Genomic DNA, 12,370 nt, shown 5'->3' with positions numbered 1-12,370 from the left:
GGGCGCCACGTGAGAGAGGTTCGTGGTATTCACGGGGTTCCGTTGCGACAGTGCTCTGCGTAGCCTGAGCGCTCGCACATGCGTTCCATGTACGCCAGCGTGGCAGGGAAGCCTTCGTGCGCCACTGGCGTTTCGAGCCAGCGGTTAACGGAGAGTCCGATAGGGATGTCGGCCATCGTGAACGACGCTCCGGCGATGAAGCCCCCGGTCTTTTCCAGTTGTCGCTCGATGATTGTCATGTGTCTGCGCCAGGCGGTGCACGACTTCGCGATCTGTTCCGGATCCTGGTAATCCGGAAGACGCCGGATTAGCGCCAGGAACGCGTAACTCCACGACTTGTTCAAATCGGTCGCCTGCCAGTCCATCCATTGGTCTACGCGAGCGCGGGCCAGCGCTGACGTTGGGTAAAGGTGGGTAGCGTTTTCGCGGTTGGCGAGATAGCGAATGATCGTGTTGGACTCCCAGAGCACGAAATCTCCATCGCGAATCACAGGCACCATCGCGTTAGGGTTGAGCGCCAGAAACTCGGGCGTGTCGGTGGACTGGAAACCCACCCCCCAGTCTTCACGCGTGAACAAAAGATCCAGTTCGGCGCAGGTCCAGAGTACCTTGCGCACGTTGATGGAAGAGGCCTTCCCCAGTATCTGCAGCATGTTGATGACAGAATGTTCGTGGTTGATCAGAACGACGCAGCGAATCAGGCCACTCAGTTACGCTGTATAGATTGATCAATCCAGTGTATCTATCGGTCGTACTGCCCGACAGGTACAGTTCCGATGCCACTCACCGGGCCAGGCCAGCGCACCTGTGGCGGGACTATGTTGCTGTCGGGTTGCGAACCAGCTTCCACTGGCTTCGTGATCGCGGAGGTAGCATTTCGTCGGTCGACGCGCTGCGTTGACGCCTTAGGTTATGCGCGATGCATCCGGCTGTATTCGGCCATGCGGCGACGTTCGACGATCAAATTGACAGGGAGTTCGAGCGTCGCCGTCGGCTCCGACATCAGCCATTCGCATTGCAGTATCCCCGATGGATTGCAGGCACGCCCGTCCTTTGGGGCTATGCATGGGCTTCGCCGAACCAATCATCGGCCTTTTGCGCAGACAGTACGGCGCTAAAGTGCAATTGGCCGCCTGGCCGCTTCAGCAGGTTCAAGAAAATTGGTTTCCGTGCCGATAACATGAAACGCATTGGAATCACCCCTTTTCTATCGCAGATTGAGAATGAAGAAAAAATACCTCATTGGAACAGCTGGCGCTTTGACGGTTCTACTGCAAGCCTGCGCAAGCACTTCTGCAGTCAAGACGGAAGTGGGCAAGATGGATACCACTACCCTGAACGTCTATTCCGATAACACGGTGGCGTACACGACGTCCAAGAGCGACCTCTCCCCTAAGTATTGGGCGTGGACCCGCAGTGGCGACGAGATCCTCGCTCTTCAGATCGGTGAGCGCGTTTACAACACGAAGGACGTCTCCAGCGTCAATTTTTCGCGCAAGGTCGGTAGCAAGGTCGGCAACGTGAGCGTGCAAATGCGTTCCGGCGAGACCTTCAATGTGAGGCTGCGCGCGTATCCCAAGGCGTCGGAACTGGCATGGCTGCATTGCGATACTGACAAGACATGCACCAACCGAGTCCCGTTCAACATCCACAATTACAATGCGATGGGCAATCTGCTTTCCGGTATCACGGACGATGACCTTCAGGCGATCCTGCCTTGGAATTCCAACCCGCTACAGCCTTCGGCCTATCTGGTTCCGACAGACGAATTCTGGGATCCGGGTCGCGTAATTGGTGCACCGGTGACCAACACCGTCAAGTTTTTCGATGACGCACAACAAGAAAAAGTGTCTCTCCTGAAGAAGGTTGATAGTCAGATTCAAGAGGCGCAGCATCGCGGGGAAGTGCATAGACAAGATATGGTTGAGAGGCAGAAGGAAGCAGTGTCGGCTGCGCAAGCTGTGGTCGCGACTTGGGCGAAAGAACCCATTGGCGAAGAGGATTACTGCAGGACGGCGTTTTTCGATTCATCACCAAAACGCAGTGACGACGTGGTGTCCGACTGCCAGCGGCACGGAAGAACCAGCACCGGCGTTTTCCGGAAAGCAGGATGGGTGATCACGAGCGAAACCCCCCAAACGGTTAATCAGTTGGGTGTCTTGCACACAATGTTCGACTTCAGGATCAGGAAAGTGCAGTGACACCTTGAGGCTTGGGTTCAGGTAGTGAGCGACTGTTCACGGCGCCGAGTCGCCGCACTTCTCGCCGGTCAGCGGTCGTTCGTGGAAGCGTGCGGTCCCGAGCCGGCCCGAAGCAAGTCCCACTCGATGGGTAGACCTGTGTGCATCAATCACTGGCCGAGCCAAGCGGGGATCGTAGACCTGCCTGAATCCGCATATCCAACATATGGCGCATGAAAGGGAAGGTCGCTAATGCCTAGGTGTCGGTCGTGCTCGCCACTGAGGAGCCTGGCAGGCATCTGCAAACCGCACGGTCGCACGACCGACCGCAAGTTAACGCGGACTAGCAAGCGAGATGGCTCTATGGAGGGCTTTTCTCGAAAGAGGTGTTCCTGAATGGCCGTTGTGGTCCCAAGAAACGACGGATAGTCGGCGCGGCGACGAACGACTGAGATGGGTCGATCCGGGCCCTTGATGGAGTGATGCCGAAGCTATCTCAGACCTGATCTGACGCTGACTGAGAGATCAGGTCTTGACTTACGCACGTAATGACATCGAGGTGCCGTCTTTTCGTTCCCGCCCGCGCAGGTGAGAGCGGGAAGACGCGGGGAATCTCCCGTGGGGCGCATCGGTGCATGTTGTTGCCGCCGACACGATGGGAATGGATGGCCGCCGCCCCGGCCGCGTGCGTCGTTCGAGCACCGCGGCCCGGTCACGATTGCGGTGACGCTCCGGATCGAAGGGCAAGATGCAGTGCGTACAGTTCGGAAACGGCTATCGCCTTGCGGCTGCTGTGTTCGACCGATCCTTCCTTGGTCCACAGGAACGGATAGAAGCTGAAGCATTGATCCGTCGTCAGATGCTGGACATCGGCCTGCCAGCCGGGCCAGCGCATGCCCGCATAGAAGTCGTCCGGCTTTTCGCCGAGGGCCCAGCGCACGAAGTCGCTGTACCCGATCTCGAGGGGCTCCCACTGCAAGGTATCGGGGGCAAGGTAATACAGCGAGCCCGTGTCCTCCCCGAGTGCGCCGCCGTTCAATGCGAAGAATCCGCCGACGGTGTCGTCCGCGACCAGCAGAAAACCGGACGAGCGCCCGTCGTTCCAGCCGACGATGTCCCTGGGCAGCCTCGGATGGCCCGAGCCGAGCAGGCGAAGGAAGCCTCCCGCCGCCAGGATGCCGCCGGTCGAGTAGGCGACCGTTCCCAACGTCGATCGTGTGGAGACCTGAAGCGCCGCCAGCACGTCGCCGCACCGATCGGACGAGGGCAGTATTTCGCACGGGCCGCTGGCCGCCGCCGCCCACTCGGTCAAGGTCGGAAGAGCGGATTCGCGTTCGTTCACCAGTTCGTCCAGCGGGCGCATGTCGTTTTCTCCGTGTGTTTCGATCCAGCGTGGGCCGACCGGCACCGGCGCGACCGAGCGGTACTTCGCATGCATCGACCTACCCGTGCCGCACGCGACGTCACCGCACCCCGACCGACGACCGCAGCGCCGCGCCGAGCGTACGCAGCGCCTGCCGGGCCGGCGCATCGGTCTGGTTCGAGTAGAGCACGACATCGCGTGAAGGCAGCGGCGGCAATCCGTATTGCGCGCCCACGTCGATCGTCCCGGCGGGCGCCACGCGATGCCCGAGCGCGGCGACGGCCAGCCCCGCGGATACCGCCGCGCCGATCGTCGCCACGCCGCCGCCGACGAAGACTTCCGTCCAGGCGACGCCGGCTTCGTCCAGCGCGCCGATCGCCATGCGGCGCACGCTGCACGGCTCGGCCTGCGTGGCGAGCCGCAGCGGTTGCGGCGGATGGTACTCGAAATCGGTCGCGGCCATCCAGCCGAACGATTCCGACAGGATGGTCTCGCCGTCGAGCCGCCGGCTGTCGTGCCGCAACGCGACGGCCGCGTCGAGTTCGCCGCGGTCGAACGCATCGAGCACGTCGCGCGACGCGGCGACCCGGATCTCCAGCACGAGCCCCGGCTCCGCTTCGCTCATGCGCCGCAGCAGCATCGGAAGCTCGGCGCCGACGACATGATGGCTCACGCCGATCACCAGCCGCCGCTGCCCGATGCCGAACGCGCCGACCGCGCCCTGGTGAGCAGCCACCAGTTCGCGCGCCGGCACCAGGAACGCGGTGCCGTCGGCCGAAAGGCGAACCTGCCGCGGCGTGCGCTCCAGCAGGCGGCGGCCGAGCCCGTCCTCGAGCCGCTTGATCTTCAGGCTCACCGCCGACTGCGTCGTGTCCATCGCCTCGGCGGCCCGCGTAAAACTCTTGAGGTCGGCGGTCAGCACGAACGCCTGCACGGCTTCAATGTCGAGCGTTTTCATCGCGTACTCACTCATTTCAGAATTGAATCATTGAAATATTCTGCCATCGTATTTTCAAATGATTCAAGGTCTTCTACGCTGTCTTCGAGCCGTCCGGAATCTCCGTTTCCTTTCCAGGAGTCGATCATGCTGACCGCGTACTACGTGCACCGCCTGCCGGCGGACTACGACCTCGACCTTATCCGCGAGCGCGCCCGTGAGCGCGGCAGGCACTGGGACGACGCGCCGGACCTGCTGTTCAAGGGGTTCCTGCTGCGCGAGGCAGGCCGCCACGGCGCGACGGAAAACAGTTTTGCGTCGCTTTATCTGTGGCGCAACGAGCAGGCGTTTACGCGGTTCGTCGCGGAAGGCCGCTATCGGGTCGTCACTGCCAGCTTCGGACGCGCGCCGATCGACGTGCAGGTCGTGCTCGACGCCCGCAAGGGCAGCGCTTCGACGGCACGCTTCGCGCGGCTGGACGCCACCGATATTCCGGCCGATTCCGACCTCGATGCGACGCTTGCGCGAGAGATCGCGCGCAATCGCGAAGCGGCGGCGCAGGCCGGCGTTGTCGCCGCGGCAGTCAGCATCGATACCGCGCGCTGGAGACTGAGCCGCATCCTGCTGTCCGAACACGAACCGGAGGGCGGGGCGGCCGGCACGGTGCATCAGGTCCTGTATCTGGCCAGGCCGTTGCTCGATACGCTCGAAGCGGGCGGCGCGTGATGGCCGGCGTTGCATCGCGACCGCGGGCCGGGCCCGCGGGCGGGGCGAGTGGCGAGGCGTCGACATGCTTGCCGGCCGGCCTGGCGGTTGCCGCGCATCTGGCCGGCGTGGCGGCAGGGATGGCGGCGCTTGCCGCGCTTGCGACGTTGCTGGCGTTGTTGCTTCGATAAGCAGCGTCGACGGGAGGGCGAATGCGGGGGAGCCGGGCACGACGTGCGCGGCTCCCCCGTTGGTTTATGGCCGCAGGGTTCCCTGCAACCGGCCGGCCCGCGACGACCTCAACGACCTCGACAAACGTGAGCGGCTGTCCGCCACCCCGACAGGCAACGCGCCCGACACAGCGCATCCGGCGTTCGAACGGCCGGTCGTCTCGTTCCGGACCGACATCGCCGGCTTCCTCCAGCCCGGCAGCGGTTCCGGCACTGGCATCGGCCGCACGGGCCGGCGAAAGCCGGGGTGCGATCGCATTTTTGTATGAAGACAGGCTTTCGGTGGGGTCGCTCACATACATGTCGCGCCAGACGGTGTCCAATCGGGTATTACCGCGTGAGTAGCCCTGACGGAGCACGACCGGCAGGACGCGGGCATATGCGACATCGAGCCGTTCATCACGAAACGGGCGGAACGATGTGCGGCGACAAGGGAAGCGCGGCAATGCGGCGCGTGCCGTGCCGGCAAGCGCAATGCGCCAGTCCGTCATCCCGGACGGGTTCCTGCACAGTTTGGAAAGACGCGATGTCAACGACTACACAAAAGAGAACGAGGCTCGGTTCGCCGCGACTGCTCGCGGCGGCTGCGACCGTGTGCGCGCTGAGCGCATGTGCATTCGCCCCCGGCATGACGTACCGCGCGCCGGCCGGACGCGACGCGAATGCGAGCGTGAACGTCGCCGCATCGGGCGCGGGCGGCCTCGACGGGGTGCAGAACGTGTCGAGCGAGGACCTGATCGAGATCACGCCGGCGTTCGTCCAGCAGCAGGCTGCGCGACCCGCCAGCGTCGACGCCGAAGTCCGGCGCCTGTTCGGCACGCCGAAGCCGTACGTGATCGGCCCCGGCGACGTGCTGAACATCGTCGTATGGGATCACCCGGAACTGAACCTGCCCGCCGCCCAGACGACGAACGGCGACAACATCGGTACCAACTCGGTGGCGGCCGGCTACACGGTCGACCCCGGCGGCAACGTGCAGTTCGCCTACGCGGGCCTCGTTCACGTGGCGGGGTTGACCGAGGCGGAGGCGCGCACGGTGCTGACCCGGCGGCTGGGCGAAACCGTGCGCAAGCCGCAGATCGCGCTGCGCATCCAGGCGTATCGCAGCAAGCGCGTCTATCTGGATGGGGAGGTGCGCACGCCGGGGCTGCAGATCGTCAACGACATGCCGATGACGCTGCCCGAGGCGATCGATCGCGCGGGCGGCTTCACGACCACGGCGGACCGGTCGCAGGTGTCGGTGACGCGCGGCGGACAGACCGTGAACGTGAGCCTGCCGGCCCTGATCGCGGCCGGCGTGAATCCGTCGAACATCCTGCTGCGCGACGGCGATCTGGTGCGCGTGCGGGCGACGAGCGACGCGAAGGTGTTCGTGCTGGGCGAAGTGTCGCGCCCGGCGACGCTGACGTTGACCGACGGACGGATGAGCCTCGGCGAAGCGCTCGGCGATACGGGCGGTGTGAGCCAGTACACGTCGGACGCGCGGCAGATTTACGTGGTGCGCCGCGGGCCGGGCAACCGGCCGCAGGTCTATCACCTGGACGGAAGTGCGCCGGCGTCGTACGCGCTCGCCGACCAGTTCGCGCTCGAGCGGCGCGACGTCGTGTTCGTCGACGCATCGTCGCTGGTGCGCTGGAGCCGCGTCGTGAACCTGCTGATTCCGTCCGCGGCGCAGGGCGCATTGACCGCCCGGGCCGTGACGCCGTGATGCCCCGTTGTGCGCGCCGGGGAAGATTTTTCGCGCCGTCGGGCGCGTGGAAGGACGCAGTCATCGTTCCTGCCGGCTGCGGGGTGGTGATACTGCGGAAAGTATTGAAATTGTAATGTGGCGTACGAAATACGTCAGGCGTGAATGATCTACTGCGCGTAGACATTCGAGCGGGGCCGCCGGCCCGACGCATCGAGGTCGTCAGGCATGAAAGATGGCGATATGACGGAATGCGAATCAAGCACATTCCCGACACCAGTCTCAATCTCGAAGAGCCCGCGGATCGGGGTGGTCCACGGCAAGCGTTCGTGCTTCATGCGCGTGCCGCTCTTCGGTCTGGTGAGTAGCGCCCGACCACTTGCCGCATGGCCTGCGGCAGGCACGTATTGAAATCCGGCCCGTCAGACACCTAGAACAAGGACCAAACCATGACACCCATCCACTTCGATGGATGCGTTGGCTGGCTTCACGAGGGCAACCGATCCCACGGCATCGTCATTTGCGAGCCGCTGGGCCATGAGGCGCTCTGGCTTCACAAGCTCGTGCGCTCGCTCGCGGAGCATCTCGCCGATCGAGGCTTTCCGGTGCTGCGTTTTCAGTATCCGGCGAGCGGGGATTCGCTCGGCGACGAACAGGATGCCGAACGCTTCGAGCGCATGCTGGCGAGCATCCGGCAAGCCGCCCGGACGCTGCGTGAAAGCGCGACGCTGGACGGCCTGACGCTCGTCGGCGTGCGCGCGGGCGCGGCGTTGGCACTCCTTGCGGCCGACGGGATACCCGGCCTCACGCGTTTCGTCGCGCTGGCGCCCGTCGTGCGCGGCCGCAGCTACATGCGCGAGCTTTCGCTCGTCGCGCAACGCTGGCTCGACAACGTGTCGCCCGCCGTACGGGATGCGGTTCGCGACGAACGGCCGTTCACCGTGCTGGGCCATGCGTATCCCGACGATCTCGTCGACGCGCTCCGGCGCATCGATCTGTGCCGCACCGCCGCGAATCTGCAGAGCTGCCCGGCGCGCGCGTTGATCGTCGATGCGCCGTACGGCGACGGTGCCGCGTTGTCGTCCGCGCTGCAGGCGCGCGGTGTCGCGGTGAACCTACAAACCTGCTCGGACTGGGCGGTCGCGATGCGCGAACCGATCTGGTCGCGATGGCCCGATGCGCTGCCCGATACGATCGTGGACTGGATCGACGACGGTTCGACCGCGGCCGTCCGCACGCTCGCGCGACGTCCCGCGCCCCGGCCCACGCTGGCCGGCAACGGCTGCGTCGAACACCTGGTGCGCGTGGGGCCGCAGCAACTGGTCGGCGTGCTGTGCGAGCCGGCCGGCGACAGGGCGTGCGCCGCCGCGCCCACGTTGCTGATCGCCAATACGGCGGCCAACCCGCGTGTCGCGGACGGGCGGCTGGCGGTTCGGCTGGCCCGTTCGCTCGCGGCGCTCGGCATCCGCAGCCTGCGCGTCGATTCGAGCGGCATCGGCGACAGCGGCCGGCGTGCGCGCGACAACCAGACGGACATCCCGTACTCCGACCAGGCTGTTGCCGACATGGTCGCCGCCGCGCGCTGGTTGAAGGAAGCCGGCCACCACAGGGTCGTCACGTTCGGAATCTGCTCCGGCGCGTACGCTTCGCTTCATGCGGCCGCGCAAGGGACGCTGGCCGGCGTGATCGCGGTCAACCTCCCGGTGCTCATCTGGCCGCGCGGGCAGACGCTCGCGGATGCCGTCGACAACCAGACCAATTCGATGCGCGGCTATGTCGCGTCGTTGCGCAGCGTCGACAAGTGGCGCCGCCTGCTGAGCGAGGGCCGCGACCTGCGCCCGGTATTGCGTGCGCTCGCCCGCTTTGTCGTGGATAGTGCGACCGTGCCGGTGAGGAACCTGGCGGAGCGCATCGGCCGGGGGCCGGGCAAGGACACGCCTCGCGGCCTGCTGCGCGACATGTCGCTGCGCGGTATCCAGACGCACCTGATCTACGGGACGTTCGACGCGGGCGTCGACGTGATCGTCCGGAATTTCGGTCCCGTGTCCGGCGCGTTCGCGCACTTGCCGAATGTGTCGGTCGATACGCAGGACACGCTCGATCATTCGTTGCACGGCGCCGCCGCCGCGCAATACGTGATCGACCGGTGCGCCGCGCTGCTGGTCGGCTGGCATGCGCCGGCCGCCTCCGTCGTCGCGGTTGCCAGCGCTCCGGGAACGGAAGTGAAAACGAAGACGGAACGCGCGATTCCGTAACATCCGGGCGGGCCCCGCGTCGAGACGAACGCGGCGCGACCGGCGAGTCCCGGCCGCCTGAACGGCCGGCAGGTTGCCCGGTGCGCAACCGGGAGCGCTGCCCGGCGCGCCCGGCTGCCCGGCTGCCCGGCTGAAACCGCCCGTAAGTAACCGTGCGAACAGATCCGCGGTTTCCGACACATTATCGTGGCGGTGTCCCTTTCTCGTGTCGCCCCGTTTTCGACGGCATCGGCGTCACGAGGCCGTTCAGGAATGCCGATGCAACGAAATCGCCGTGAATGCCGAAAGATGAGCCCACACCCTGCGGCGCGCCGGTTCGCGCGGGCGTGCGTGCAGGGGGCCGGAACGTGGAGCGGGCGCATGGCGACGCTTGCGGCCTGCAAGGACGGTGACGGCGCGTCGCGCGCCCGGCCCAGCGTACATTGAGGGCCGTCGCGATGCGTGTGCTGGTGATCAACGACTTCGTCCGCAAGGGGGGGGCCGAGGAGGTGTACCGGGTATCCGTCGATGTGCTGCGCGCCCGCGACGACGTCGTGGTCGAAACCTTCGACGAGCATGCGCTGCCCGATGCCGGGAACAGCCGGCGCGCGCGTGCCTGGTCGCCAGCCGCCGCGCGCGCGCTCGTCGCGCTGCTCGAGCGGTTCCGTCCGCAGCGGATCCTCGTGCACAACTATCACAACCTGCTGTCGAGCGCGATCCTGCCCGTGCTCGCCCGCTACAAGCGGCGCTCGGGATGCGGGTTGTACCTGACCGCGCACGACTACCATCTGCTGTTCTACAACCCGAGCCTGATGGTCTACTCCGGCGGACGGGCGCGGCCGTTGTCGCTCGACACGCTGCGGCGGGCGCGGCGGGGCGTCTTCACCGCCAGCCCGCACGGCGTGCTGCACGACGTCGCGAAGAAGCTTCACTGGCATGCGGTGAACGCGCTGTTCGATCCGCTCGGCCTGTTCGACGAGATTCTCTGCCCGAGCCCGTTCATGCGCGACCTGATCGCAGGATCGAGCCGCACGCCCGCCACGCTGCTGCCGAACCCGGTCGATGCCACGCTCGTTCCGCGTGCGCCGAAGCGCGCGAGGGGCGATCGTCTCGATCTCGCGTTCGTCGGCCGCGTGGAAGCGGACAAGGGCCTCGCGCCGTTTCTCGCGCTGATGGCCCAGCCGGCCGGCGATGCGATCGCGTCGCTCACGGTCTACGGCGACGGATCGGAGCGGGGCGCCCTCGAGAGCGGTTACGCGGCGCTCGTCGATTCGGGCAGACTGCGATTCGCCGGACGCCTCGATCACGAAACGCTGTTCGCCGCGTTGCCGATGCACGACGCCCTCGTGATGCCGTCGATCTGGGTGGAGAACGCCCCCCTCGTGATCGTGGAAGCCGCGATGCTCGGGCTGCCGGCGCTCGTGCACGACATCGGCAGCCTGTCGACCTTCGGCGAGGAGATCGGCAACAAGATTCGCTACCGCAATACGCCCCAGGACTTCGCGCGAGCACTGGCCGGACTGCGCGCGCACCTCGATCGCGAGAATCGCCGCTACGACTGGTCGCGTTACTCGGTCGACCGTTATGCGTCGTCGCTGTGCGCCGTACTCGGCATCGGCACCGAGGGTCCGCGCACGTGGGCACACTGACAGTCGGCGCACTGTTCACATTCAGCCCGTAGAGCACGATGACCGCCGTTCGAAAAAATTTTGCGCTGCTGTTCGCGCTGCAGATCTCGACGTACGTCGTTCCGCTCGTCACGTTGCCGCTGCTGACGCGCGTGCTCGGCCCGCAGCAGTACGGCACGCTGTCGTTCGTGCTGGCGGTCGCGACATACTTCATCAACCTGGCGAACTACAGTTTCGACCTGACCGCGACGCCGCGTGTCGCCCTCGCGAAGGACAGGGCCGAACGGTCCCGCATTTTCTGGACGACGGTGTGCGCGCAGTGGATGATCACCGTCGCCGGCTTCGCCGTGCTCGTGGGGCTGACCGTGCTGATCCCGCATTTCGCGGCGGAGCGTACGGCGCTGCTGATCGGGTTCGGAATGGCGATCGGCGCCGCGCTGACGCCGGGCTGGTACTTCCAGGGAATCCAGCGGCTGAGCGTCTACAGCGTCACGGTGGTCGTGTACCGCGCACTCAGCGTGGCGGCCTTCTTCATGTGGGTTCGCTCGCCGGACGATCTCCTGCCGGCGGTCGCGATCAACGCGGCGGTGCCGTTGCTGTGCGGGGTCACGCTGCTTGCGTACCTGTTCCTGCATCGCGAGATCGAGGGCGTGCGCGTGCGGTTCGCCGACATCGTCGACGCGCTGAAGGGCGGTTTCCAGGTGTTCCTCGCGTCGACATCGATCTCGTTCTATGCGTCGACCAATACCGTGCTGCTGAGCATCGTCTCGGGGAACGTCGCCGCCGGCTATTTCGCCGCGGGCGACAAGCTGATCCGGGCCGCGGTCGGCCTGTTGCAGCCGCTGCGGGCGTCGACCTATCCGCACGTCACCTATCTGATGCATCACGCGCGCGACGAGGCCTTCGCGTTCCTGCGCAAGCTGATCGTCATGCAGGGCGCGCTGGTGCTCGCGATGTCGGCGGCGATCTACGCATGCGCGCCGCTCGCCGTCCGGATCCTGTACGGCAGCTCGTTCGCGCCGACGGTCGGCGTGCTGCATTGGCTGGCGCTGGTGCCGTTCATGGCCTGCATGACGGACCTGTTCGGCGTTCAGACGATGCTGCCGCTCGGCATGAAGCGCGCGTTCAGCCTCATCCTGATCTCGTCCGGCGTGCTGAACGTGACCCTGCTGCCGCCGCTGGCGATGCTGTTCGCCGAGCGCGGCGCGGCCATCGCGGTATTGATCGCGGAAACGGCCGTCGCGGCGGCGCTGGCGTACGTGCTGCGCCGCGAGCGGGTCGGCCTCGTCAACGTGCCGGCGCGCACGGGCTGACGCCCGGCGCGCCCGACGCGCCCGACGGCGGCGCGGCCGCGTGATCTTCCGGCCCCGCGAGCCTGCTTTGCCGCGGCACGGAAAGTGTGGGTT

10 protein-coding genes are annotated in these 12,370 nt (G+C 65.9%); 7 read left to right on the top strand and 3 right to left on the bottom strand.

All coding sequences use genetic code 11. The features are described from left to right. Positions 1 to 29 precede the first annotated feature (29 nt). A complete protein-coding gene (locus GQ57_RS00660; protein ID WP_034196763.1) occupies positions 30 to 653 on the bottom strand; it encodes a glutathione S-transferase family protein in 624 nt (207 codons plus the stop codon). A gap of 570 nt (positions 654 to 1,223) precedes the next feature. On the opposite strand from GQ57_RS00660, the gene GQ57_RS00655 reads away from it, so the two are divergent. Continuing rightward, entirely contained in the window at positions 1,224 to 2,201 is a 978-nt protein-coding gene (locus GQ57_RS00655) for a hypothetical protein (protein ID WP_031396782.1), read from the top strand. Between the two features lie 691 nt (positions 2,202 to 2,892). Here GQ57_RS00655 and GQ57_RS00650 read toward each other — a convergent pair. After that, on the bottom strand, positions 2,893 to 3,618 hold the full coding sequence (locus tag GQ57_RS00650; RefSeq protein ID WP_235214994.1) for a DUF2625 domain-containing protein: 726 nt from the start codon (positions 3,616 to 3,618) through the stop codon (positions 2,893 to 2,895). Between the two features lie 25 nt (positions 3,619 to 3,643). Beyond that, on the bottom strand, positions 3,644 to 4,501 hold the full coding sequence (locus GQ57_RS00645; protein ID WP_031396780.1) for a LysR family transcriptional regulator: 858 nt from the start codon (positions 4,499 to 4,501) through the stop codon (positions 3,644 to 3,646). Positions 4,502 to 4,627: 126 nt separating this feature from the next. Between GQ57_RS00645 and GQ57_RS00640 the strand changes: the two genes are divergently transcribed. The 6 genes from GQ57_RS00640 (at position 4,628) to GQ57_RS00620 (ending at position 12,277) form a co-directional block, all read left to right on the top strand. Then, positions 4,628 to 5,206, top strand: a complete 579-nt coding sequence (locus GQ57_RS00640) for a DUF4865 family protein (RefSeq protein WP_034196762.1) — start codon at positions 4,628 to 4,630, stop codon at positions 5,204 to 5,206. A gap of 229 nt (positions 5,207 to 5,435) precedes the next feature. Further along, positions 5,436 to 5,684 (top strand): hypothetical protein, encoded by a 249-nt coding sequence (locus GQ57_RS41230; protein ID WP_152601581.1) that lies wholly within the window; start codon positions 5,436 to 5,438, stop codon positions 5,682 to 5,684. Between the two features lie 257 nt (positions 5,685 to 5,941). After that, complete coding sequence (locus GQ57_RS00635; protein ID WP_034196761.1) at positions 5,942 to 7,123, top strand: polysaccharide biosynthesis/export family protein; 1,182 nt, start codon at positions 5,942 to 5,944, stop codon at positions 7,121 to 7,123. A 428-nt stretch (positions 7,124 to 7,551) separates the two neighbouring features. Next, positions 7,552 to 9,357: a serine aminopeptidase domain-containing protein gene (locus GQ57_RS00630; protein WP_081896545.1), complete on the top strand. Its 1,806-nt coding sequence runs from the start codon at positions 7,552 to 7,554 to the stop codon at positions 9,355 to 9,357. Positions 9,358 to 9,794: 437 nt separating this feature from the next. Continuing rightward, on the top strand, positions 9,795 to 10,985 hold the full coding sequence (locus GQ57_RS00625) for a glycosyltransferase family 4 protein (protein WP_034196760.1): 1,191 nt from the start codon (positions 9,795 to 9,797) through the stop codon (positions 10,983 to 10,985). A 38-nt stretch (positions 10,986 to 11,023) separates the two neighbouring features. Further along, positions 11,024 to 12,277 (top strand): oligosaccharide flippase family protein, encoded by a 1,254-nt coding sequence (locus tag GQ57_RS00620; protein ID WP_031396775.1) that lies wholly within the window; start codon positions 11,024 to 11,026, stop codon positions 12,275 to 12,277. Positions 12,278 to 12,370 lie beyond the last annotated feature (93 nt).

Origin of the sequence: Burkholderia sp. MSh2 (assembly GCF_000731655.1) — a bacterium.
In the GTDB taxonomy this organism is placed as follows: domain Bacteria; phylum Pseudomonadota; class Gammaproteobacteria; order Burkholderiales; family Burkholderiaceae; genus Burkholderia; species Burkholderia paludis.
Note: the sequence above shows the minus strand (reverse complement) of the source record. Positions and strands in the feature narration are given on the sequence as shown.

Bases quoted from the DNA above. Each gene is read 5' to 3' on its own strand.
- GQ57_RS00645 (WP_031396780.1), bottom strand. From the start codon at position 4,501: ATGAAAACGCTCGACATTGAAGCCGTGCAGGCGTTCGTGCTGACCGCC.
- GQ57_RS00660 (WP_034196763.1), bottom strand. From the start codon at position 653: ATGCTGCAGATACTGGGGAAGGCCTCTTCCATCAACGTGCGCAAGGTA.
- GQ57_RS00650 (WP_235214994.1), bottom strand. From the start codon at position 3,618: ATGCATGCGAAGTACCGCTCGGTCGCGCCGGTGCCGGTCGGCCCACGC.
- GQ57_RS00625 (WP_034196760.1), top strand. From the start codon at position 9,795: ATGCGTGTGCTGGTGATCAACGACTTCGTCCGCAAGGGGGGGGCCGAG.
- GQ57_RS00630 (WP_081896545.1), top strand. From the start codon at position 7,552: ATGACACCCATCCACTTCGATGGATGCGTTGGCTGGCTTCACGAGGGC.
- GQ57_RS00620 (WP_031396775.1), top strand. From the start codon at position 11,024: ATGACCGCCGTTCGAAAAAATTTTGCGCTGCTGTTCGCGCTGCAGATC.
- GQ57_RS00655 (WP_031396782.1), top strand. From the start codon at position 1,224: ATGAAGAAAAAATACCTCATTGGAACAGCTGGCGCTTTGACGGTTCTA.
- GQ57_RS00640 (WP_034196762.1), top strand. From the start codon at position 4,628: ATGCTGACCGCGTACTACGTGCACCGCCTGCCGGCGGACTACGACCTC.
- GQ57_RS00635 (WP_034196761.1), top strand. From the start codon at position 5,942: ATGTCAACGACTACACAAAAGAGAACGAGGCTCGGTTCGCCGCGACTG.